Origin of the sequence: Brevibacterium atlanticum (genome assembly GCF_011617245.1) — a bacterium.
GTDB lineage: Bacteria > Actinomycetota > Actinomycetes > Actinomycetales > Brevibacteriaceae > Brevibacterium > Brevibacterium atlanticum.
The window spans coordinates 1,311,234-1,333,765 of record NZ_CP050152.1 but is presented as its reverse complement, the minus strand read 5'-3'; the positions used below and the strand labels follow the sequence as shown (position 1 = coordinate 1,333,765).

The window sequence follows — 22,532 nt, the reverse complement described above, 5'->3', positions numbered from 1 at the left end:
TAGACTGACGTCCGTGAGCCAGAATCCTGCCCCCGACGACGCAGCGATCCGCCGCGCCGGACTGATCAACGGCCTCGGCGCCTACCTGCTGTGGGGCGTCATGCCGCTCGTCTTCGCGGCCGCAGCACCCACCGGTGCCCTCGAGCTCGTCTCGCACAGGGTCATCTGGTCGCTGGTCTTCTGTGCGGGCCTCCTCGCGTTCACCGGCGGCTTCGTCCGCACCTGGCAGATCATGCGCTCTCCGCGGACCTTCGGCCTCCTCGTGCTCGCCTCGGTGCTCATCGCGATCAACTGGACGACCTTCATCTACGGCGTCGAGACCAACCAACTCGTCGAGATCTCGCTCGGCTACTATCTCAACCCGCTCATCTCCATCGGTCTCGGCGTGATCTTCCTCGGCGAGAAGCTGCGACCCCTGCAGTGGACGGCCGTGGGCTTCGGTCTGCTGGCCGTGATCATCGTCGGTATCGGCCTCGGCCGCATGCCTTACCTCTCCTTCATCGTGGCACTGTCCTTCGGCCTCTACGGCCTCGTGAAGAACAAGGTCGGAGGGCGGGTCGGCGCACTCGAGGGCATGACCGTCGAAAGCCTCGTCCTCACCGTGCCCTCGGCGATCTACCTCCTCTTCATCGCCTCACAGGGTCTGCAGACGTTCAGCGGATTCGGCGGCTGGCACGTCGCTGTCATCATCATCACCGGCCCCGCCACTGCCATCCCGCTCATCCTCTTCAGCGCCGCCGCCCGCCGCATCCCTCTGTCCTGGGTGGGCATGCTCCAATACATCACCCCGACCATCCAGTTCATCCTCGGCATCACAGTCCTCGGCGAAGCGATGTCGACACCGAGGTGGATCGGCTTCTTCATCATCTGGATCGCCGTCATCCTGCTCTGCACCGACCTCGTCCGCGCCAGCAGGCGCCGTTTCTGACCCTGATCTGAACCCGCGGCACCTCTCTATTGCTGCCTGACGGCGGCTCAGCAACCTCGCGCGAGGTTGCTGAGCCGCCGTCAGGTAGCAATTGGGGCGAGCCCCAGGATTTCCCGCTCGGATCGTCTCCGGCCCTTGACACCCCCATAGGCGCCATGGTTCATTAGTTAGGTAACTAACCAATGCACATGGAGCCGAGAATGATCGACGACGCCAAACCCCTCTTCATCCAGATCGCCGAGAAGGTCGAGGACTCGATCCTCAACGGAACCCTGCCCGAACTCTCGCGGGCTCCGTCGACGAATGAACTCGCCGGCTTCTACACCATCAACCCGGCCACTGCCGCCAAGGGCATCAATCAGCTCGTGTCCAAGGGGGTGCTGGAGAAGCGCCGCGGAATCGGCATGTTCGTCACCGAAGGCGCCCGAGCACTGCTGATCAACGAGCACCGCACCACCTTCTCCGAGAACTTCATCACTCCGCTCCTCGCCGAGGCCAATCGCCTCGGACTGGGCTCGAAGGACGTGATCGCGCTCATCGAAGAGCGCTCCCGAGAACTCCGCCTGACCACCGCCATCGACCCGACCACCACCGATCCGAGAGCGCTCGATCCGACCACACTCGATCCGTCCGCAGCGAAGGGATGACCCATGAACTCCGTCATCGAGGTCCGCCACCTCACCAAGACGTACAAGAACACCACCGCACTCGATGACATCAGCCTCACCATCGAGAAGGACTCGATCTACGGACTGCTGGGGCGCAACGGCGCCGGCAAGACGACTCTGATGTCGATTCTCACGGCCCAGAACTTCGCCACCAGCGGTGAGGTCGCGGTCTTCGGGGAGGATCCCTACGAAAATGCCCGGGTGCTGGCCCGCATGTGCTTCGTCCGCGAGAGCCAGAAATATCCGGACGATTCGAATGCCGGTCACGCACTGGCGAACGCCCGGCTGTTCTTCCCGCACTGGGATCAGGCCCTGGCAGAGGAGCTCACAGACGACTTTCGCCTGCCTCTGAAGACGATGACCAGGAAGCTCTCCCGGGGACAGCAGTCCGCCATCGGCGTCATCATCGGGCTGGCCTCCCGCGCCGAGATCACCTTCTTCGACGAGCCCTATCTCGGCTTCGACGCCGTCGCCCGGCAGACCTTCTATGACCGCCTCATCGCCGACTACGCCGAGCATCCGCGCACTATCCTGCTCTCGAGCCACCTCATCGACGAAGTCGCCGATCTCATCGAGAACGTCATCGTCATCGACCGCGGCCGCATCATCATGGACGAGACCACCGAGGAGGTCCGCAATCGCGCGGTCAACGTCGTCGGAGATGCCGACGCGGTCAACCGCCTCGCGGCCGGTCGCGAGGTCATCCACCGCGAATCCCTCGGTCGGGTCGCCTCGGTGACGATGCTCGGCCGGCTCAGCAGAACCGACTGCGAGTTCATCGCCGAGGCCAACCTCGACCTCACGCCTGTCTCCCTGCAGCAGCTCATCGTGCGCAGCACACAGACCGATTCCACCGACCGTCCCGCAGCCGACGCCGAAGTCAGGAGCCTGCAGTCATGACCGCTGCGATCGAACACCCGCCCCGAACCGCTCCCTCGCGTCCGAGGAACCGCACGCTGGGAGTCATCCGCCTCCAGTTCACCAACACCCAGACCTTCGTCTGGGTCCCCGCCCTCGTCCTCGGCGGGATGTGGCTCATCACCCTCATCATCTACTGGATCATCTCGGCATCGGGCGTCGACGGACCGATGTACAGCGGCGGGTCACAGGCTCCGCTGTGGTATTTCGCCGTCGTCGGAGCCCAAGCGATGAACCTCACCTTCTACTTCTCCCAGGCTATGAGCCTCACCCGTCGCGAGTTCTACCTCGGCTCTCTCATAGCTGCCGCGATCAGCGCCGTTGGAGTCTCCGCCGTCTTCGTCGCCCTCGGCCTCATCGAACAGGCCACGAACGGCTACGGGATGGGCGGCTACTTCGCCTACCTGCCGTGGGTGTGGGCGAGCGGACCGCTCGCCGCCGGCTTCATCTACTTCGTGCTCACGATGCTGTGGTTCGTCCTCGGCTTCTGGTTCGCCATCGTCAACAAGCGCTTCGGTGCGCTCATCCTCACGCTCTCGATCATCGTCATCGCTCTGGTGCTGTTGGCCGGTGCCGCCTGGCTGAGCTTCAACCAGTCCTGGGGTGAGCTGTGGATGTGGCTGGCGAACACGCAGGCGATCGGCCTGGCCTGCTGGGCACTGGGACTGACCGCGGTCTTCGCGCTGGGGTCGTATCTCACTCTGCGCCGCCTGACCTCGTAGCCCGCGTTCGCCGACACCTTCGCCGAGGCGGCCGACACCGCCGGTGGATCAGCTCAGCACCACCAGCGCTCCCCCGGCGAGTATCGCGGCCACCGCCACGGCGGCACCCATCCCCGCGATCGTCCTCCACCCCATCGCCTTGCCGACCATGACCATCGACGGAATACTCAGGGCCGGCAGGGCGATGAGCAGAGCTCCCGTGACGCCGGCACCGACGCCCAGGGGCAGAAGGGTGAGGATGATCGGGATCTCTCCCCCGGTGGGGATGACGAGCAGCGTCGCCACCACCGCCACAACGAGCACCGCACCGGCGCCCAGCTGCGCTTCGAGCCCGTAGACCCCGGTCAGCCACGGAGCGAGCAGCCCGACGAGGAAGACGAGCGCGAGATGCTCGGGCACGAGGATGAGTGTGAACCGGCCCAGGGACCGCAGGTAGCGCACGGGCAGGGAGGACAGCCTCGGCGAGGTAGGACTCGGGTCGGGCACCTCATCGGCACCTCCCGTGATCCACCGTCCGATGAGAGCGCTCGCGCCGACGGCGACGAGGAGGGCGAAGACGATGCGCACGGCCACGTACTGCCACGGCAGGACGAGGCTTAAGAAGATGAGCACGGCCGGGTTGAGCAGCGGATTGCCGACCCAGTACGCCAGCGCCGCTGATCGTCTCACCCCGGTGTCGCGCAGACCGGCAGCAACGGGGGCCGCGCAGCAGGTGCACATCATGCTCGGCGTGGACAGGGCAGCTCCGACGAGGGCCTGACCCGTATGGCTGCGGCGGTTGAGCAGCCGCAGCAGCCAGTCACGAGGCACGAGGGCATCGATGGCAGCAGCGACGAGCAGTGCCACGAGCAGAGCCTTCCACACGGCCGTGAAGTACACGAGCGTGAAGTCCCAAGCACCTGCGAGCGAGATCGTGTCGCCGGCCGCGTCGAAGAGCGGACTGCCGTCCCACACGGAGGTCTGGCTCATCGTCCACGCCTTGTCCCAGTAGGGCAGCCATTTCGACCAGCTCAGCCCCACCACGAGGACGGCGACGAGGACGCCCAGTCCGATCCAATCGGCGTGAGCCAGTCGCCTTCTCGAGGGCTGTGTCGGCAACGGTGCCGCGGGGCTGGTCATCGCTGTTCGTCCTTGCTTCGGCCGCAGTGATGCGGAACGGGAAATTCAGCCGGAGAGGTTCAGGAGGTGCGGGAGACGACGGAGTCGGCGAACGCGAACAGGGAGTCCTTGACCTGACCCGCCGGCAGCGGTGCGAGTGCGGCCTTCGCCTCATCGGCCCAACGCAGAGCCTCGGCACGGGCACGTTCGGTCACGGGATGTGCGGCCAGGGCGGCCCGGGCGGTCTCCAAGGCGGCGTCGGAGCTCAGATCCGCATCGAGGAGGCGCACCACCTCGGCGGCGGAATCGTCACCGTCGGCGGCTGCCGCCCGCACGTAGAGCACGGGCAGGGTCGGGACGCGTTCGCGCAGGTCCGTGCCCGGGGTCTTACCGGACTCGGAACTCGTCGTCGTGAGGTCGATGATGTCATCGGCGAGCTGGAAGGCCACTCCCACCCGCTCACCGAAGGTGCGCACGGGGTCAGCCAGGGCCGGATCCGCGCCGGAGAACATGACCCCGAACTGCGCCGAGGTGGCGATGAGCGAGCCCGTCTTGTCCGCGAGCACCTGGATGTAGTGGTCGATGACGTCGTCGCCTTCGGGCGGTCCGGCGAATTCGTTGAGCTGGCCGAGGACGAGGCGTTCGAAGGTCTCTGCCTGGATGCGCACAGCCTCGGGGCCGAGCTTCGCGGTCACTCCGGAAGCCTTGGAGAAGAGCAGATCCCCGGTGAGGATGGCCACCGAGTTGCCCCACACCTCGTGGGCGGCCGGTGCCCCACGGCGCACCGGGGCGTCATCCATGACGTCGTCGTGGTAGAGCGAGGCGAGGTGGATGAGCTCGACGGCCACGGCTGCGTCGATGATGTCCTCGGTGTCGGCCTGCCCTAACCGGGCGGTGAGCAGCACGAGGTTCGGGCGCGCGCGTTTGCCGCCGGCGGCCAGCAGGTGCTTCGAGGTCTCGTCGGGCAGCCGACGCATCTGCGCGGTCACCTCGTAGAGCCTGGCCTCGACGGCGTCCAACTGAGTCGAGATCTCCGCCGCGAGCTGGGCGTCGTCACCGGTGAAGGTGGCCTGAGAGGCTGGGTGGCTCATGTCCTCGTCATTCGTCGTAGTCGGTGGCTGTCCTCGCCCGAGGGCTCAGCCGTTGCTGGTGGCCGGGACGATTCGGGTCAGGGCGTCGATCACCCTGTCGATGAGATCGGCGTGGGAGACCTTCGGGTCGCGGTAGAGGTTCGCCAACAATTTGACGACGAACTCCATCACAACGTCAACACCCATACCGTACTTGATTCCGAACTGCATGAGCGCAGGGTGGCCGATGATCGAGGCGAAAACCCTCCCGAGGGTGAAGTAGCCGCCCAGGGAGTTCCCGAGCAGTTCGGGGTATTCGGCCAGTCGTGCGCGCATCACGTGCTGCGGATAGCGGGAGTACGTGGAGATCACGTCGGCGGCGATGCGCGCGGATTCCAGCGCGTAGTCGATGCCCTCCCCGTTGAACGGGTTGACCATTCCGCCGGAGTCGCCGACGAGCAGCAGCCCACGGTGGAAGTGCGGGGTGCGGTTGAACGCCATCGGCAGGGCCGCGGACTTGATCGGTCCGAGCTCGGTGGATTCGTCGATGCCCCATTCGTGGCCCATGTCCGCAATCCACTGCCCCATCACCGAGCGCAGGTCGACGGATCTGAACTGCGGCGAGGAGTCGAGCAGGCCGGCGCCGATGTTCACCGTGCCATCGCCGAGGGGGAAGATCCAGCCGTATCCGGGCAGGGTCTCGGATTCGCCGTTCGCGTTGCTCGAGCGCATCTCGACCCAGGACTCAATGTAGTCGTCGGCGTGCCTCGGCGAGGTGTGATAGGCGCGAGCGGCGATGCCCATGGGCCGGTCGTCGCGCTTCTCCAGCCCCATGGCCACGGCCAGGCGGGAGGAGACTCCGTCGGCGGCGATGACGATAGGGGCGCGGAAGTGGGCTTCGGGTCCGACACGACGCCCCCGGTGATCGGTGCCTGAGGCGTGCACTCCGCGGATCCACCCGTCCTCGCCGATGTCCGGAGACATCGCCTTGACCTGTTCGAACAGACGGGCACCGCTGCGCTGGGCGTGCCGGGCGAAGGCCTCGTCCATGCTCATGCGGGGGCGGGTCAGCCCGAAGTTCGGGGTGCCGTCGATGTCGGGCCAGTCGAGTTCGAGTCGGTGGCCGCCGCCGATGAGCCGCAGCCCCTTGTTCGGGTGCCAGCCGTCGGCCGGCTGCAGGTCCATGCCGAGGAAGCCGGCTTCCTTGACCGCACGCGGGGTCAGGGCGTCGCCGCAGATCTTGTCGCGGGGGAAGCCCGACTTCTCGAGGATGATGACCTCGTGTCCGGCCTGGGCGAGGTAGGCGCCGATCGCCGATCCGGCCGGGCCGGCACCGACGACCACGACCTCGGCGTCGAATTCGTTCACGGTTTGAGGGCGTGATGGACGGCGACGATTCCGCCGGTGAGGTTGCGGTACTTCACCTGGTCGAACCCGGCGTCGAGGATCTGATGGGCGAACGCGTCCTGGTTCGGCCAGTCGCGGATCGACTCGGCCAGGTAGACGTAGGCCTCGGGGTTCGAGGACACGGCGCGGGCCACGGCTGGCAGCGCCCGCATGAGGTATTCCTTGTACACGAGGCTGAAGGCGTCGAGGGTCGGGGTGGAGAATTCGCAGATGACGAGGCGTCCGCCGGGTTTGAGCACACGCCGCATCTCGCCCAGGGCCGTGTCGACGTCGTGGACGTTGCGGATGCCGAAGGAGATCGTGACGACGTCGAAGCTGCCGTCGGCGAAGGGCAGGTCCATCGCGTCGGCGTAGATGAAGTCGATCTGCGGGTGGCGGCGGCGCCCTTCGGAGAGCATGCCCGCCGAGATGTCCCCGGCGACCACCTCTGCACCGTGGTGGGTGAACGTCATCGACGATGTGCCGGTTCCCGCGGCCAGATCGAGCACCCGTTCGCCGGGTCCGGCGGCCACGGAATGGGCGACGGTGCGCCGCCAGGAGCGGGCGAGACCGAAGGTGAGGACGTCGTTCGTGAGGTCGTAGCGGGAGGCGACATCATCGAACATCGAGGCGACGTCGTCGGGCTGCTTGTCCAGCTGGGCACGGTTCATGCCCTCATTGTCTCAACACCATCGCGCAGACGGCGAATCCGGATCCCCGGACTCACGCGGGTGCGGATGTGGAGATCGCCACATTCGCCGTTCCCACCAGTGCCGTGCCCTCTCGGGTCCTTGTCCGGGCACAGCGGTCCTCGCGTCCGGGCACAGCGGTCCTCGTCTAGAATCGAAGCGACATGACTACGACATACGGCACCTCCGATATCCTCGCCGCTCCCCCACGTCTGAACGTGGCCTCCCGCTTCGTCGACGACGTCGATCCGGGGCCGGGCTTCCCGTTCGAGTCCGGTCTGCCGACCACTGTCGAGCAGACCCTCGAGCTGCTGCCGACGACGGCGTTCTCGTGCTGGGTCCGCGACACCTCCGGGCTGATCGGCTTCGGACGGACGATGCGCATCAGCGCCCGCGGTCCCGAACGGTTCGCCGAACTCTCGCGTGCTTGGTCGGCGATCGCCGAGGCGGCCAGTGTCGAAGACGAGGTCGCCCTGCTCGGGTCCGGTCTGATGTGCTTCGCCACGGTCGCGTACTCCGGGGAGTCGAGCGTCGATTCGATCCTCCACATCCCCGAATTCGTGCTCGGTCGGCGCGGTGGCCGCGTGTGGCTGACGTCGATCACTACCGCTGATGAGCATCCCGTGCCGCCGGTGCTCCACCCCGAGCCGCTGCGCCGCATCGAGTCGGCGACGTCTGAGCCGGGTGAACTCGATCCGACCAGGTGGGCCCGACTCGTCGAACAGGTCTCGGCGATGCTCACCTCCATCGACACCTCCGCCGAGGTGGACGCGTTCACCGACGATCCGACGCTGCGCAAGATCGTCCTCGCCCGCGACGAGGTGGTCACCACCGAGAACGACATCGACGTGCGGGCCGTGCTCGGGGCACTCAACCGCAGCTATCCGAGCTGCTGGACCTTCGATGTCGCCGGGCTGATCGGGTCGACGCCGGAGCTGCTCATCGGGGTCGAGAACGGTCGGGTGACCTCCCGCGTGCTCGCCGGGACCTATCGGGTGGAGAAGAACCCGATGGAGGAGATGCCGCAGGCGAGGAAGCTGCTGAGCGCACACAAGGACAGCACCGAACACGCTTTCGCCATCGCATCGCTCCAGCGCAGCCTCGGTTCGGTCGCCGAGGACGTCACCGTCGATGAGCGTCCGCACCTGCTGCCGTTGGCCAATGTCATCCACTCGGCCTCGGATGCCCAGGCGCAGGTGCCGGCGGACTCCGACCTCAATGCCCTCGACATCGCCGCCGCCGTCCACCCCACTGCCGCTGTCGGCGGGTACCCGCAGGCGAGCGCTGTCGCCCACGTCGATGAGCTCGAACCGCTCGACCGCGGCCGCTATTCGGGTCCCGTCGGGTGGATGGACGGGCGCGGCAACGGCCAGTTCGGCATCGCCCTGCGCTGTGGCCAGCTCGAGGACCGCAACCGGATCCGCCTCTACGCCGGTGCCGGGATCATGCCCGATTCGGATCCCGCCACCGAGGTGGCCGAGACGAATGCGAAGTTCGCCCCGATGCGCCGCGCGCTGGGTCTGGAGTGAGCACGTGGGCCGCTCACGAGCAGAGCGTTCGTGCGCTCGCGTGGCTGCCTGACGGGACGGATACCGACCGTCTCTTCCCCTCCCAACTGGGCACCAGTCGATCCGACCCGGCACAACCTGGCGAGGACGTATTCATTGCTGAGGCTCTGAGCACTCGGTATTTCGCGAATCTCTCCGATGCGCAGGTCGAGAAGGGCAATGTTCCGGTCGAGCATCGTGACAGCTCGGGAGAGCGGATCGACCCGGCCGTCGATGACAGTGTCTACGTCGGTATTGAGGCCCGCGATTCGACGGGGTCGCCGTTCGGACTGATCTGGTACTCGCTGGCCGTAATCCCGGAAACCGACTGGCCCCTGCTCGCTCCGGTGCATGCCGCGATCGCCGATCCAGCGACCGTCGAGACTGCGACAGGCAGCGTGACCGGCACGCTGACCGCCGCGGATATCGATCCGCCGGTCTCGCGCATGGTCGACGACGGCGATTGGTACGACAAGGAGATCATCTGGTTCCCGGAGTGGCACATCGATGTCGACCGCTACGATCGCCTCCTCGACTCTGGCGGGCGAGCGCTGTTCGACGTGGCTGGAGACGCATTGTCGACAGCACGATCGTGCTTCGAGCGTGCTGAGTTCGTCCGTCCTGCGACAGTGACGATCACTCCCCTGCCGGCAGGGAACGGCCACAGCTTGGCAGTAGAGGACGACGCGTCCGAGCCGGGTGACGCGTCCTCTCACGGTGGCGGTGAGCTCACTGCCTCTGGGTTCTCGATCGTCGGTGAAGCTTCGACGATCAGCTTCCTGCGCACCGATGACACCTATATCGAAGTCATCCAGACCGGCAGCCAACGCACGCCGCTCGAACGGCTCTGGCAGCTGCCCCGTAGGCTGTGTGCCCAGGTCCTCACCAGGCCACGCCGGTAGGCCTTTCGGCCGCTCACTCATCGGTGCGGCCAAAAATCGCGTCGAGGGTGACGTGATCCTTGACCGCAACGGTGAGTGAGAAGGCAGCCACAGCGAAATGCTGTCAGCCAGTCACCGAAATTCCCTGACCTTGTCCCGGGCCCACTTTGCGAAAGTGAGAGCCGGGCGGCCGGAGGGGGTACTCCTTGTGCCCACGCAGAGGGCCGTTGGCTCAGTAGTGGTAGCGTGCCTGAAGAATCACGAGATCATCGTCGACCACGAGATAGACCAGTCGGTGCTCATCAGTGATGCGTCGCGACCACGCACCTTGCGCTCCGTACTTCAGCTGTTCGGGCTTGCCGATGCCGGAAAACGGTTCACGCAGGCAGGCGTCGACGAGTGTGTCGATGCGCTTCAGGATCTTCCGGTCGGCAGTCTGCCAATGCTTGTAGTCCTCCCAGGCCGACTGGTCCCAGACCAGACGCACTCAGGCTTCCTTGTCTGAGCGATCGAGATCGTGAACCTCGACCTTTCCACCGCGGGCACGGTCGTAGGCATCGAGCAGGCGGCGGGCGTTGGCCGGCGACCGGAACAGATAAGCGGTTTCCTGCCATGCGGCGTACTCGTCGGCTGGCATCAGGACAGCATTGCCCTTGCGAGAGACGATCTCGACGGCATCACGGTCCGCATTCACCCGCTCAATGAGCGGGAACAAGGTCTTGCGCGCCTCGCTTGCGCTGATGGACATGTTGAGAACCTCCTCATTCAAAAGAGTGGTACATGTTTATGGTACCACAGCCACCATCGAGCAGTCACCGGAACTCCCCGGCGTTGTCCCGGGCCCACTCTGCGAAGGTGAGAGCCGGACGGCCCACGAGGCGCTCAACCTCGTCGGTGATCGGCTCCGGGTCATCCATTAAACGCTCCCATGCGTCGAGCATCACCTCGGGAAGGTCGAACTCCGCCGCCGCTCGTCCTCGGTCGGTTTCCTCCCAATGCAGCTTCCTGCCGATCGCTGTGCCGATCTCGTCGACCTGTTCCTCCTGAGAGATCAGCTCCGGCCCGGTGATCACGTAGTCGCGGCCATGGTGACCATCGTTGATCAGCGCCTCAACGGCTACGGCGGCCATATCCGTTTCGTGGATGAGCGGCCGCGCCATCTGCCCGAAAGGCCAACGAACGACGTCTCCTGCAGCGATCTGAGTGACCCACTGCCTCGCATTCGCGGCGAATCCCGTCGGCCGCAGCATCGTCCATTCCTCGACGTGGTCCGCGATCGCGTCCTCGACCACCGACCAGAAGTTGCTGCGATCCTCCTCGACTCCCTGCGCGGAAAGGTAGACGACGCGCGGGACCTTCTTCCCAAGGATCTCGGCGATGGGGGCGACCTTTCGCCTGGCGTCCTCCTCGCTTTCGAAGAACGGCCACATGAGGAACACAGCGTCAACATCATCCAACGCGGGTTCCAGTGTCGTCGGTTCAGCCAAGTCGACTGCCGCCACGTCGTGGGCGATGCCTGCACGCAGGCTTCCCGGGTTGCGGGTCGCCGCCCGGACGCGGACGCCTCGGGAGGACAGCTGCCCCGACAGACTGCCGCCGACTCGACCGGACGCGCCGGTCACCAACACTCTCGGTCTCTGATTCTCATTCATGTCACCATCTCTATGGGTTCAACCATGGTTGAAGGCAAACATGACCTGTGTCACGATGACAATGTGAACTGGCACGAGAGCGGATTGAGCGTGGGACAGTTGGCCGAACGGATGCAGATCGCCCCGTCTGCCGTCCGCTGGTACGACGACCACGGTCTGCTGCCCAGCGAAAGAACAGGCGAGAACCACCGTCGCTTCTTCGCCGACGCCTGTTGCCGAATCGCGATGATCCGCGCCTCCCAGCGAGTCGGACTCAGTGTCGCCGAGATCCGCGAAGCGCTCGAGGCACTCCCGCCGCGGCAGGTGCCGAGTCAGCAGGATTGGAACCGTCTGGCGGATCGTCTTCGCTCGGTTCTCAATCAGCGCATCGACGAACTCTTCGGGCTGTTGGACGAGCTGGCACCTGCCGAAGGCGCCCCCTCCTGACTCTCGGTTCGCTCAGTTGCGGTTGACTTCGATAATGCGACGGGCAGCCGTACCGACGAAGGCGCGTTCGAACTCCGCCGCGCTTGTCACCTGCGCATAGCCCCACCCGTATGCTGCAGCGAGGTCGGAGAATCCACGGCCGTGCGGCACAGTGAAATACCGCTCGAGGTACGGGGCAACGTGGTCCTGGGAATGTTCGAGTCCGGAGAAGATCGCTCCCCCGTCATCGTTGAGCACCACGATCGCCACGTCGCCGGTGACCTCGGCGCTGGGCGTGAGCAGCCCACCGATGTCGTGGAGGATCGCGATGTCCCCGATGAGCAGGACGACCTGCTCCCCCAAGCCCAGGGACAGCCCCGTGGCGGTGGAGACGAGTCCGTCGATGCCCGCCAAACCGCGCGAGGCATGGATGTGGGCGCGGATGTCGGTGGCGTCGCTGAGATAACGCACCGAATTCGAACTCGCGACGAAGAGGGTGGTGTCCTGTCCGGCGAGGTATTCGGTGATCGCGCGTGCGGTCGACTGGAATTCCCCCGCCGAGGTCGCTCCTGCAGTTCGTTCGTCCCGAACAGCTGCGACGCAAGCCTCTCCTGCGTCGATCCAGTCGCGCACCCATACGTCCCCCGAGGTGGCCTCATCCGAGGTCTCGTCGGTGACGGTCAGGGCGAGCGCATCGATGTCGTCGGGCACGCGCTGCACGGTCACGGTCTCGTCGGCGAGCAGCGCAGCCACGGGGCGTGTCAGCGTCGGCTTGCCGTGGACGATGACCGTGCGGATCGCGTCTCTCAGGTCCGTCCGTTCGCCGAGGACCTGCGCATGGGTCGGCACGAAGGTCGAGGACTCGTCTGTGGCCCGTGCCAGCGGACTCGAGGCTTCGGCGAGCACCGGCAGGTGGTGGGCGGCGGCGAGCGCGCGCAGCGATTCGGCCGAATGGCCACCGGCATCGCCGGCCACGATGACGGTGCCGGAGGTGATCGTCACGGTGGCCTGGGAGCGCGGGTTCTCCTGCGCGACCATCGGTTGAGCTCTCAGCGTGCCGATCTCATCGGTCCACGTCCTCAGTTCGTCCGGGGTCGGGACCAGCGGGGTGTCGAACTGCACGTTGAACTGGACCGGTCCGGCCACCTCGGTGCCGGTTCCACCGACCTGCCCAACCGACGCCGATACCGCAGAGGTCACCGCTCGATCAACGATCTCTGCGTCCTCACCTGCGGAGACGTCGATGCGGGCGCGGACGTCGCTGAGCACGTGGGACTGATCGTCGATGGTCTGGTTGGCGCCGGTGGCCCGCAGCCGAGCGGGGCGATCGGCGCTGAGCACGAGCAGCGGCAGATGCCCATAGGAGGACTCGAGGACAGCAGGATGAAGATTGGCCACGGCCGATCCGGAGGTCGTCACGATCGCCACGGCGGACTGCTGTCCGCGCGCACGCAGACCGCGGGCCAGGCCGAGGGCGAGGAACCCGGCGTCGCGCTCATCGATGCGCACATGCGTGCGGATCAGCCCCGCCTCGGCGAGGGGGCCGAGCGCGTAGACCAAAGGAGCGGACCGGGAACCGGGAGCGATGACCACATCGGTCACCCGCGATCGGACCAGGCTCCGGGCTATCTGCTGCGCCACCGCGCTCGAATTCGACATCACCTGATATTCAACCACTTGCCCACCTCCGGTTCATCTCGACCCTCTAGCCTCAAGAAATGCGCCGCTCGTTGATCATCGCGATGGGAGCACGTGCCATCCGCACGCTGACCGCGGCTCGCGCACAGCGCGGACGGTACCCCGCCCTCGACCAGAACAGTGCCTTCCTCGGGCCCGAACCCCGGGGCAAGGACGCCCGGAAGTGGCATATCCGCGACAAACGCAAACTCTCGCCGAGGCTGCGCGAATTCTTCATCTACTCCCCCGCCCTCGGCCGCACCGTCGGCGTCCGCGTGCTCCTGCCCGGCATCCCCGCCGAGGTCAGCCCCGTCATCCACCTCTTCCACGGCGGCGGGGACGACTTCCGGTCGTGGACGGACTTCGGATCTGCCGAGGAGCTCACGCTCGAGACTCCCTACCTCGTCGTCATGCCCGATGGTGGGGCCGGGAGCTATTCCCGACTGGCGGTCGGCAGCGAGGTCCACGACTGGCCGCGCTTCCACACCGAGGAGATCCCCGAATTCCTCGATGCCACCTACTCGGTGGACTTCTCCCCGCAGAACCAGCTGCTCGCGGGGCTGTCGATGGGCGGGTACGGGGCGATGAAGTACGCCGCCTGGCATCCGGACCGCTTCGGTGCCGTGGCCGCGTTCTCCTCACCTCTCGACCCACTGTCGACGGTGCCGGCCTTCGACATCATCGCGATGCGCGAGGGCGCGAGGTCGATGACGCTCTTCGGTGACCCCGTGGCCGACCGCAGCGAATGGCTGGCGAACTCCCCGTACGCGCTGGCCGAGAACCTCGCGGGACTCGACCTGTGGTTCAGTGCCGGGTCCGGCAGCCTCGAGGAGTCGAAGGACCGCGACCTGCTCGAGTCGATGATCAACAGTCAGGGCGAGCGTTTCTCCGCTCGCCTCAATGGACTCGGCATCAGGCACTCGTGGTTTCCCCGCACGAGCGGTCTGCACAACTGGAGCAGCTGGGAGCGCGAGCTCGGCGCTTGGCTGACGACGCTGGCCCGGCGCCGGAACTATGCGAGTTCGGATCGTCGCGGACCCAGCGTCGCCGACGGCGGGGAGTTCTCTTATCTCACCGGTCATGCCCTCTTCGACATCCATGGCTGGAGAGTGGAGATCTCCCGGCGCCGGGCGCAGATCGTGCGCTTCGACGCCGTCAGCGCTGCTGGGTTCTCCCTGTCCGGGACCGGCAGCTTCCGGGTGCGCACCCCGGGCCTGTTCGAACCCAAGCGCCGCTATGACATCACGGTCTCCGGGCCCAGCGGCGACAACTCCTATCAGCAGCGAGCTGACAAGAAGGGGCGTCTGACGTTCACCGGGCGCCTGGCTGCGGCCATGCACGACCCGATCATCCCCGGCAAGCGCACTCAGCACTTCACCACGCTGGGACAGGACGAGGTGACGACGGTGCGGATCGCCTCGGCGCCGGTCGATGTTTCAGATCCGGCACAGCCTGAGTCCGCGGATGACGCGCTGGGCGCATATATTGATAGCGGTCGTGATGCTGCGGCCGCCGATTCTCCTACGGAACGCTGACTCGAGAGGTCCATCATGAAACGCATACTCCCAGCCATCGCGCTCATCGCCGGTCTGACCCTTGTGGGCTGTTCGGGCGGCCAAGACGGCGGCGACAAGGCCCAGGAAGACGGCAGCGGCGCCGCTGCTCAGACCGAGGAGGCACCACAGGCCACACAGCTCGACGAGGCGCAGCTGAAGAAGATCCTCGAATCCACCGATGCCGACGGGCTGTCGTTCAAGTCCATCGACACCAGTGCTGCCTCCGGCAGTGAAGCCCTCAAGGCCCTCGAGAAGGCCGAATACGAACCCAGTGAGTGCAAGGACCTGTCGATGGCAGCACTCAACGCCGCACAGGCGAGCGACACCACCACCGTCACCGGTATCTCGAGCGACAACACAATGTCCGTGGGACTCGTCAGCCTGGCCGACGACGATGCGGCAGCGTCTCAGGTGAAGACCTCGAGCGCTGTCACCGAAAAGTGCAGCGACGTGAGCATCAAGTCCCAGGGCATCGAGATGAAGATGAAGTTCGAGTCCTTCGACACCACCGTCTCAGGCGCCGACGAGACGGTCGGGGTCAAGGCGACGATCGATGCCGGCGGGCAGACAGTCCTCAACACGAATTCCATCTCCGCTCGAGTCGGCAACAACGTCGTCACCGCGGCCAATGTCGCCGACATCGACGAGTCGACGGTGTCGAAGACCGCGGAGACCTTCGTCGACGCCGTCAAGAACGCCGGCTGAGTTCGGCCCAGCTCAGTCGAGACCAGACCAGGCTCCGTCGAGACCAGACCCAGCTCAGTCGAGTTCGGGCCTGCGTCGAAGGAGCGACCAGCATTGCTGGAGTCGTTCCGCCCACCAGTCGTGTCGCCCCGGATCCACCGCCAGCATCTGCAGGCGGTCAGGGTCCGGGGCGATGCGCGTGACAGGGACGTATCCGTCGACCGGTCGCATCCCGGCGTGTGGGTCCGTGACGTCGTCGGCGAAGAGTCGCACGGTGCCCAGTCCGCAGGCCGGATCATCACCGAGGAGTCTGCGACTGGCCTCCGTACGGGGCAGTCCGGCGGCCAGTGCTGCGCCGGCGGCCAGGCCGACCGATGATTCGAGCGCCGAGGAGACCACGGCCGGCAGGCCGCAGTCGTCGATGACCGCACGTGCGGAACCGATCCCGCCCAGCGGCTGGACCTTGACGATGATGACCTCGGCGGCGCCGAGTTCGGCCACCCGAAGCGGGTCCTCGGCTTTGCGGATGGACTCGTCTGCAGCGAGCACGACCGGCAGTCCACGACGGTCGAGTTCTGCACGCAGCCGTGCCATGTCCTCGACCGCTGCGACGGGCTGTTCGACGTACTGGAGGCCGAAGTCGGCGAACTGCGCCGAGGCGGTCAGCGCCTCATCGAGCGAATAGCCGGCGTTGGCATCGAGGCGCAGAGTGGCTTGCGGGAAGAGTCGGCGGAACTCGCGCAGCCGTTCGAGGTCCTCACCCAGGGAATCGAGCCCATGCTCGGCGACCTTGGCCTTGACGGTGCCGACGCGGCCGTAGCGGGCGAGGATCGTTTCGACCTCACCGGGCGAACATGCCGGCAGCGTGCCGTTGACCGCCACTGTCCGTCCGGTCGGATCGGCCGCCTCGGCGGGTGGACCGTTCGGTGGGCCGATCGGCCCAGTGATGAGGCCGGCGAATTCGAGGGCGGCATGCAGCCAGCGGCTAGCCTCCTCCGTGCGGTATTCGACGAACGGGGAGAACTCCGCCCACCCGGCGGGACCGGAGAAGAGCGCGACCTCGCGTTCGGTGATGCCGCGGAAGCGGGTGACCATGGGCAGCCGCAGCACATGCAGATCGTCGATGACCTCGTCGAATCGTTCGGGCAGATCGGAGAGGGTGAACACATGGTCGGCCATGCCCTCAGACTATCCCTCGTCGGTGGGGTGCGACAGCGCCGAGCCGCGTGCCTGGACGCTGTGCCTCAGCACGGATCTCGACGCACTGCTCCACGCATTCTGGGCTCTCCGTGATCAACTGAGCTCCGTGTGATCAGAGGTCCTGCAGGAACGCGTGCACCCGCGACCGCACCAGCGCAGCGGCGTCGGCATCGAACGCCTCGAGGGAGGAGTCCGTGAAGAGATGCTCATCACCGGGGTAGACGAACAATTCGGCCGAGGACGTCGATTCAGCGAGCTCACGTGCTGCCGGCAGGTCCTCGTCGAAGAACTCATCGCCGTCCATCCCATGGATCTGCACCGGAACTCCGTCCGGCCACGCCTGCCCGAATTCGGAGACCGGGGCGCACGAATGCAGCAACAGCGCGCCGCGGGCACCAGGTCGGGTCTGAGCCAGCTGCTGGGCGGTCATCACACCGTAGGAGAAGCCCGCATAGACGAGATCAGCACCCAACCCGTCGACGGCCGCCAGACCCTTGTCGCGGAGCACATCGAAACCGACCTCCTTGGCAAAGGCGAAGCCGTCCTCGATCGAGGCGAAGGTCCGTCCGCCGAACAGGTCAGGGGTGTGCACGGTGTGGCCCTGCTGCCGCAGATCCTCGGCGAAGGCGCTGACCCCGTCGGTGAGGCCCTGGATATGGTGGTAGAGCAGAACTTCGGCCATCTCAGTCTCCCATTGACTGTCGCTTCGGTGCGCTGGTCGCCCCGATCCTGCGGAATGGTGCCTGAGTCTAGACCCGCTGGGCCCGACTCACAAGGTGTGTTTGCGCTTTCGCCGCAGGCAGCACGTGCCATTGCCGGAAGCAGCACGGCTCCATCATGAGGTTCGTCTCCAGACCCGCGACATCTGGACACCGAACTCAGAGCCAGGCGATAGGCTGGGGGCCATGACGGTTTCAGAAATCTTCGACCCTTCGGCCTGGCGTGAGGTCTCCGGCTTCGACTTCACCGACATCACCTATCACCGTGCGATCGACCCGGCGACCGGAAGCGACCTCGGCTGCGTGCGGATCGCCTTCGACCGTCCCGAGGTCCGCAACGCCTTCCGCCCCCACACCGTCGACGAGCTCTACCGCGCCCTCGACCACGCCCGCCAGACCTCCGAAGTCGGTGCGGTTCTGCTCACCGGCAACGGCCCGAGTGAGAAGGACGGCGGCTGGGCCTTCTGCTCCGGTGGTGATCAGCGCATCCGCGGCCGCTCCGGCTACCAGTACGCCTCGGGCGAGACCCGTGAGAGCGTCGACCCGGCCCGAGCCGGACGCCTCCACATCCTCGAGGTCCAGCGCCTCATCCGCACCATGCCGAAGGTCGTCATCGCCGTCGTCCCCGGCTGGGCGGCCGGCGGCGGGCACAGCCTCCACGTCGTGTGCGATATGACCATCGCCTCCCGCGAACACGCGAAGTTCAAGCAGACCGACGCCGACGTCGGCTCCTACGACGCCGGCTACGGTTCGGCGTATCTGGCGAAGATGGTCGGGCAGAAGAAGGCTCGCGAGATCTTCTTCCTCGGTCGCACGTATTCGGCCCAGGAGATGGCCGATATGGGTGCCGTCAACGAGGTCGTCGACCACGCCGAACTCGAAACCGCCGCCCTGACCATGGCGCGGGAGATCCTCGGCAAGTCCCCGAACGCGCAGCGGATGCTCAAGTTCGCCTTCAACCTCGTCGACGACGGCCTCATGGGCCAGCAGGTCTTCGCCGGTGAGGCCACGCGTCTGGGCTATATGACCGACGAAGCCGTCGAAGGCCGCGACGCCTTCCTGGAAAAGCGCGATCCCGACTGGTCGCCCTTCCCCTGGTACTACTGACGGTCAGGTCCGATCACACCGTGGACACCCGCGAACTGCGCACCGACGAGCTGCCCGAAGCCATCGACCGGGCTCTCGACGCACGGTCGATCCTCATCTTGCCGTCCTCCCGGACCGGCACCGTCACCGAGGCGGCTCCCCATCTGTGGACGGGCCCGGGCCCCTGCCCGGCGCTCATCCTCCACACCTCAGGGTCGACGGGCACGGCCAAGGCCGTAGCGCTCTCCCCCGAGGCTCTGACCGCCTCGGCGCGGGCGACCGAGGACTCCCTGTCCGGGCCCGGCGACTGGCACCTGTGCCTGCCGGTCAACCACATCGCCGGCTTCCAGGTGGAGCTGCGCGCCCGCTTGGCGGGACGGGCACCGGTGCGGGCCACCTCGGCGAAGTTCTCCTCCGCCTCCTTCGCCTCCGCGGTCGACGAGCTGTTGGAGCGGGCGGGCGCGCGCCCGACGTACACGTCTCTCGTGCCCACCCAGCTCCATCGGATCCTCGAGGACGATCGAGCGAGCGACCTCGCCGCGAAGATCTCGCACATCCTCCTCGGCGGGGCGGCGATCTCACCGGCCCTGCTCGAACGCGCCGATGCCGCGGGACTGTCGATCGTGCGCACCTACGGGATGAGCGAGACCGCCGGCGGCTGTGTGTACGACGGCGTGCCCTTCGACGGGGTCGATGTCACCATCACCGAGGCGGGCACGATCGACCTGGCCGGCCCCGTCGTGGCCGACGGCTACGTCGAGATCTCCCCCGCCGGTGCCATCGCACCGGTGGAGTCGACGACGCTGACCACCGACGGCGACGGTCGGCGGGTCATGCACACGAGCGATCTCGGCCGCCTCGACGACGGGGTGCTCACGGTCCTCGGCCGAGTCGATGACATCATCATCTCCGGCGGGACGAACGTCTCCCCGCACGCCCTGGAGACGGGCCTGCTCCCGCGCTGGCAGCAGGAGGGCGTCGCCGAGGTGCTCGTGACGTGGGTGCCCGATGAGGAGTGGGGCAAGCGGATCGTCGCGCTCGTCAGGCTCGCCGGCGGGGAGGCCGCCGAGGCTGCGTCGAGGTTGGCCGGTCACTCTCCTCGCGCACTGGCTGAGCATCTCAACAGCCTCGATCACGGGATGGACGGGTACCTGCTGCCGCACCTCGTGTTCCCCGTCGACGAGATCCCGAACCGGTCGATCGGCAAACCCGACCGCCGGGCGGCCGCCGACCTCGCCGCGCACCTCGCAGCCGACAGAACGAAATGCCCTTGCCCGTGAACAATCGGTAGTATGAGACGGTTCGACGACAGAAGAGGAAGGTGACCTGGGACTATGGCTGATGCCGCCCAGTGGATTTCGGGAGCTCGACTGCGAACTCTCCCCCTGGCTCTCGCACCCGTCCTCATCGGAACCGGCGCCGCGATCGGGTCGCTCGGTGGGTTCACCGCCTTCATCCTCGACGACATCTCGGGCGGGGACGACCACGTCAGCCTCGCGCAGATCCTGCTGCGCGGGTTCCTCGCCCTGCTCGTCTCCCTCTGTCTGCAGATCGGCTCGAACTACGCCAACGACTACTCCGACGGCATCCGCGGCACCGACGACGAACGCGTCGGACCCGTACGTCTGACGGCGACCGGTCTCGCCGAGGCCCGCGAAGTCAAACGTGCCGCCTTCCTGTTCTTCGGCATCGCCGGGGTCGTCGGGATCGTCCTCATCCTCGTCTCCCAGGCCTGGTGGTTCCTCATCGTCGGTGCCGCCGCGGTGGCCGCGGCGTGGTTCTACACCGGCGGGAAGAAGCCCTATGGGTACATGGGACTGGGCGAGGTGTTCGTCTTCGTCTTCTTCGGACTCGTGGCCACTCTGGGCACGATGTGGATGCAGGTCGGGCATCTCAGCCTCAGCGGCTGGGCCGGCGCCGTAGCGATCGGTTCTCTTGCCTCTGCCGTGCTCATGGTCAACAACCTCCGAGACATTCCCACCGACATCGAGGCCGGCAAGATCACGCTCGCGGTGCGTCTGGGTGACAGCTCGGCCCGCATTGCCTATGCGGTGCTCGTGCTGCTGCCGTTCGCACTGCTGGCCCTGGCCATCCTCGACGGACATCCGGCGGTGGCCTTGGCGATCCTCGCCCTCGTCCCGGCCCTCAACCCGCTGAAGACGGTGCTCAGTGGGACGACCGGGCCCGGGCTCATCCCGCCGATCAAGTCGACCGGACTGACCGGTTTGGCATTCGCTGCGCTGATGGGACTCGGCCTGGCGCTCTGAGCGGGTGGATCCCGGCTCTGAGCGGGTGGAAACCGGCTCTGAGCGGGTGGAAACCGGGAGCTGGGCCCTGAGTTCTTGGACGCTTGGGCGTGACTCTGCCGATGTGCTCTGTCGAAGCGACGCGTGACGGCCGGAGGTTCGCGGCCTACTTCTCTCTGCCGTTGCCCTCGGAGAGGTGCTCTTCCTCGGCGGTCGGCTTCTCGTCGGTTGTATGGTCCTCTGCGGAGGTGCGCTCTTCTTCGGTGAGCTGTGCTTCTTCAGAGAGCTGTTCTTCTTCAGTGAGGCGATCGTCGACGATCTGGTCCTCAGCGGCTTCGTCGGCACTCTTGCGCTTGGGTTTGGAGGCGCGGGCGGCGAGACGCGCTTCGATGTCGGAGGCCACTCGAGCGCGCATATTCCCAAGAAACAGGTAGCTCAGCAGCGCGCCGATGACGATCGCCGCGACAGCCATGAGCAGGTTGAGCCCGAGAAACGGGAAGAGAATGAGTCCGACGCCGAGGATGATGCCGAGCCGAGCGAGAGTGTAGAGCCAGAAGGTGCGCATTGAGCCTATTTTAGCCCTCGATCGTGACCGTCTCGTCACCGCCCGCCTGAGTCGGTGTTCAGGATCGTGGACTATCCTTGATGCATGGCTCGATTTCTCATTGCCGCGATCGTCCTAGCGGCAGCGGTGACACTGTACGGACTCTTCGATTGCCTGTTGCGCGATCGGGGTCTGATTCGAGTCCTGCCCAAACCCGCATGGGCTCTCATCATCCTCTTCATTCCCGTCCTCGGATTCGTCCTCTGGTTCCTCTTCGGTCGCGGCTCCGAAGCCAAACCGTCAGCGGCGCAGCGCCCCCGCGGGCAGGTTGCTCCGGACGATGACGACGACTACCTGCGACAGGTCGACCGCGACGTCAAGCTCGGCAAGCACGCTCCCCCGGCACGTGAGAACGATGAGCCGAAGGCCGAGAGCGATGACGCCTCCGAGGCCGACGATGACGACGATTCTGCAGCGGACTCGTCGGCCGACACCGATGATCGCGGCACCAAGGGCGACGGTCGCGGCCGCTCCAACTGAGCCCTGCAGCGGCGACACCGTACGGCAACGGCGACCTCTGCTACCTCCTCCAGCAGCCCAATCACGTCGTTCAAGGCGCAGCGCAGTAGTCGAGCCGGCCACCGGTCGACAGACGCGCTCCGGCTTGAACGACGTTTCGCACATGTCTGCTCACGTGCCAGCATGACGACGCCCCTCACCCGGAAGCCCCTCACCCGACGAAGAGGCACACGTTTCTCCGATCTACTCACCGAAGAACCTGATGATTTCAGAGGAGACAGTGCCGAACCAACGATCTCCACCTGCCCTCGCACCTGTCCTCGTCTGTTGCGGGGTG

The 22,532-nt window shown here is 66.3% G+C and carries 24 protein-coding genes; 13 read left to right on the top strand and 11 right to left on the bottom strand.

Annotated features, from left to right (window positions below; translation table 11 throughout):
• Window positions 1–13 precede the first annotated feature (13 nt).
• From rarD to GUY23_RS05800, 4 genes are all read left to right on the top strand, one after another.
• Window positions 14–928 (top strand): EamA family transporter RarD, encoded by a 915-nt coding sequence (gene rarD, locus GUY23_RS05815; RefSeq protein WP_166970542.1) that lies wholly within the window; start codon window positions 14–16, stop codon window positions 926–928.
• Window positions 929–1,128: 200 nt separating this feature from the next.
• On the top strand, window positions 1,129–1,575 hold the full coding sequence (locus tag GUY23_RS05810) for a GntR family transcriptional regulator (RefSeq protein ID WP_166970540.1): 447 nt from the start codon (window positions 1,129–1,131) through the stop codon (window positions 1,573–1,575).
• A 3-nt stretch (window positions 1,576–1,578) separates the two neighbouring features.
• Window positions 1,579–2,496 carry an ABC transporter ATP-binding protein gene (locus GUY23_RS05805; protein ID WP_166970538.1) on the top strand — a complete coding sequence of 306 codons (918 nt, stop codon included), beginning with the start codon at window positions 1,579–1,581 and terminating at the stop codon, window positions 2,494–2,496.
• On the top strand, window positions 2,493–3,236 hold the full coding sequence (locus GUY23_RS05800; protein ID WP_166970536.1) for a hypothetical protein: 744 nt from the start codon (window positions 2,493–2,495) through the stop codon (window positions 3,234–3,236). The genes GUY23_RS05805 and GUY23_RS05800 overlap by 4 nt, the downstream gene beginning before the upstream one ends.
• Before the next feature lie 48 nt (window positions 3,237–3,284).
• Here the strand turns inward: GUY23_RS05800 and GUY23_RS05795 are convergent, their stop codons facing one another.
• Genes GUY23_RS05795 through GUY23_RS05780 form a run of 4 tightly spaced genes read right to left on the bottom strand, consistent with a single transcriptional unit; the run spans window position 3,285 to window position 7,461 of the window.
• A complete protein-coding gene (locus GUY23_RS05795) occupies window positions 3,285–4,355 on the bottom strand; it encodes a permease (protein WP_166970535.1) in 1,071 nt (356 codons plus the stop codon).
• A 59-nt stretch (window positions 4,356–4,414) separates the two neighbouring features.
• Window positions 4,415–5,425 carry a polyprenyl synthetase family protein gene (locus tag GUY23_RS05790; RefSeq protein WP_166970533.1) on the bottom strand — a complete coding sequence of 337 codons (1,011 nt, stop codon included), beginning with the start codon at window positions 5,423–5,425 and terminating at the stop codon, window positions 4,415–4,417.
• Window positions 5,426–5,470: 45 nt separating this feature from the next.
• Window positions 5,471–6,772 carry a geranylgeranyl reductase family protein gene (locus GUY23_RS05785; protein ID WP_166970531.1) on the bottom strand — a complete coding sequence of 434 codons (1,302 nt, stop codon included), beginning with the start codon at window positions 6,770–6,772 and terminating at the stop codon, window positions 5,471–5,473.
• On the bottom strand, window positions 6,769–7,461 hold the full coding sequence (locus GUY23_RS05780; protein WP_166970529.1) for a demethylmenaquinone methyltransferase: 693 nt from the start codon (window positions 7,459–7,461) through the stop codon (window positions 6,769–6,771). The genes GUY23_RS05785 and GUY23_RS05780 overlap by 4 nt, the downstream gene beginning before the upstream one ends.
• 182 nt (window positions 7,462–7,643) lie before the next feature.
• Here GUY23_RS05780 and GUY23_RS05775 point away from each other — a divergent pair, with 182 nt between their 5' ends.
• Together GUY23_RS05775 and GUY23_RS05770 are read left to right on the top strand one after the other, a co-directional pair.
• A complete protein-coding gene (locus GUY23_RS05775) occupies window positions 7,644–9,008 on the top strand; it encodes an isochorismate synthase (protein WP_166970527.1) in 1,365 nt (454 codons plus the stop codon).
• On the top strand, window positions 9,005–9,928 hold the full coding sequence (locus tag GUY23_RS05770; protein ID WP_166970525.1) for a hypothetical protein: 924 nt from the start codon (window positions 9,005–9,007) through the stop codon (window positions 9,926–9,928). The genes GUY23_RS05775 and GUY23_RS05770 overlap by 4 nt, the downstream gene beginning before the upstream one ends.
• 211 nt (window positions 9,929–10,139) lie before the next feature.
• On the opposite strand, the gene GUY23_RS05765 is transcribed toward GUY23_RS05770, so the two are convergent.
• The 3 genes from GUY23_RS05765 to GUY23_RS05755 form a co-directional block, all read right to left on the bottom strand.
• The gene (locus GUY23_RS05765; protein WP_166970523.1) at window positions 10,140–10,394 is read right to left on the bottom strand and encodes a Txe/YoeB family addiction module toxin; all 255 of its coding nucleotides are present in this window, start codon (window positions 10,392–10,394) and stop codon (window positions 10,140–10,142) included.
• Complete coding sequence (locus GUY23_RS05760; protein WP_166970521.1) at window positions 10,395–10,655, bottom strand: type II toxin-antitoxin system Phd/YefM family antitoxin; 261 nt, start codon at window positions 10,653–10,655, stop codon at window positions 10,395–10,397.
• 64 nt (window positions 10,656–10,719) lie between these two features.
• Complete coding sequence (locus GUY23_RS05755; RefSeq protein ID WP_166970519.1) at window positions 10,720–11,559, bottom strand: SDR family oxidoreductase; 840 nt, start codon at window positions 11,557–11,559, stop codon at window positions 10,720–10,722.
• Window positions 11,560–11,622: 63 nt separating this feature from the next.
• Between GUY23_RS05755 and GUY23_RS05750 the strand changes: the two genes are divergently transcribed.
• Complete coding sequence (locus GUY23_RS05750; RefSeq protein WP_166970517.1) at window positions 11,623–11,985, top strand: MerR family transcriptional regulator; 363 nt, start codon at window positions 11,623–11,625, stop codon at window positions 11,983–11,985.
• Between the two features lie 12 nt (window positions 11,986–11,997).
• Here GUY23_RS05750 and menD read toward each other — a convergent pair whose 3' ends face one another.
• A complete protein-coding gene (menD, locus tag GUY23_RS05745) occupies window positions 11,998–13,623 on the bottom strand; it encodes a 2-succinyl-5-enolpyruvyl-6-hydroxy-3-cyclohexene-1-carboxylic-acid synthase (protein ID WP_228282757.1) in 1,626 nt (541 codons plus the stop codon).
• 59 nt (window positions 13,624–13,682) lie between these two features.
• On the opposite strand from menD, the gene GUY23_RS05740 reads away from it, so the two are divergent.
• Both GUY23_RS05740 and GUY23_RS05735 read left to right on the top strand, forming a co-directional pair.
• A complete protein-coding gene (locus GUY23_RS05740; protein ID WP_166970515.1) occupies window positions 13,683–15,176 on the top strand; it encodes an alpha/beta hydrolase in 1,494 nt (497 codons plus the stop codon).
• 15 nt (window positions 15,177–15,191) lie between these two features.
• Window positions 15,192–15,902: a hypothetical protein gene (locus GUY23_RS05735; protein WP_166970513.1), complete on the top strand. Its 711-nt coding sequence runs from the start codon at window positions 15,192–15,194 to the stop codon at window positions 15,900–15,902.
• A 54-nt stretch (window positions 15,903–15,956) separates the two neighbouring features.
• On the opposite strand, the gene GUY23_RS05730 is transcribed toward GUY23_RS05735, so the two are convergent.
• Together GUY23_RS05730 and GUY23_RS05725 are read right to left on the bottom strand one after the other, a co-directional pair.
• Window positions 15,957–17,060: an o-succinylbenzoate synthase gene (locus GUY23_RS05730; RefSeq protein WP_166970511.1), complete on the bottom strand. Its 1,104-nt coding sequence runs from the start codon at window positions 17,058–17,060 to the stop codon at window positions 15,957–15,959.
• A gap of 133 nt (window positions 17,061–17,193) precedes the next feature.
• A complete protein-coding gene (locus GUY23_RS05725; protein WP_166970510.1) occupies window positions 17,194–17,763 on the bottom strand; it encodes a dienelactone hydrolase family protein in 570 nt (189 codons plus the stop codon).
• A 223-nt stretch (window positions 17,764–17,986) separates the two neighbouring features.
• Between GUY23_RS05725 and GUY23_RS05720 the strand changes: the two genes are divergently transcribed.
• From GUY23_RS05720 to GUY23_RS05710, 3 genes are read left to right on the top strand one after another with little or no spacing between them, the layout of a single operon-like run.
• Complete coding sequence (locus GUY23_RS05720) at window positions 17,987–18,907, top strand: 1,4-dihydroxy-2-naphthoyl-CoA synthase (RefSeq protein WP_166970508.1); 921 nt, start codon at window positions 17,987–17,989, stop codon at window positions 18,905–18,907.
• A 20-nt stretch (window positions 18,908–18,927) separates the two neighbouring features.
• A complete protein-coding gene (locus GUY23_RS05715; protein ID WP_228282756.1) occupies window positions 18,928–20,166 on the top strand; it encodes an AMP-binding protein in 1,239 nt (412 codons plus the stop codon).
• A gap of 54 nt (window positions 20,167–20,220) precedes the next feature.
• Complete coding sequence (locus GUY23_RS05710) at window positions 20,221–21,153, top strand: 1,4-dihydroxy-2-naphthoate polyprenyltransferase (protein WP_166970506.1); 933 nt, start codon at window positions 20,221–20,223, stop codon at window positions 21,151–21,153.
• 145 nt (window positions 21,154–21,298) lie between these two features.
• Here GUY23_RS05710 and GUY23_RS05705 read toward each other — a convergent pair whose 3' ends face one another.
• The gene (locus GUY23_RS05705; protein ID WP_166970504.1) at window positions 21,299–21,697 is read right to left on the bottom strand and encodes a DUF4229 domain-containing protein; all 399 of its coding nucleotides are present in this window, start codon (window positions 21,695–21,697) and stop codon (window positions 21,299–21,301) included.
• An 84-nt stretch (window positions 21,698–21,781) separates the two neighbouring features.
• Here GUY23_RS05705 and GUY23_RS05700 point away from each other — a divergent pair, with 84 nt between their 5' ends.
• Window positions 21,782–22,216, top strand: coding sequence for a PLD nuclease N-terminal domain-containing protein (locus GUY23_RS05700; RefSeq protein ID WP_166970502.1), 435 nt, complete (start codon window positions 21,782–21,784; stop codon window positions 22,214–22,216).
• The last annotated feature ends 316 nt before the right edge of the window (window positions 22,217–22,532 follow it).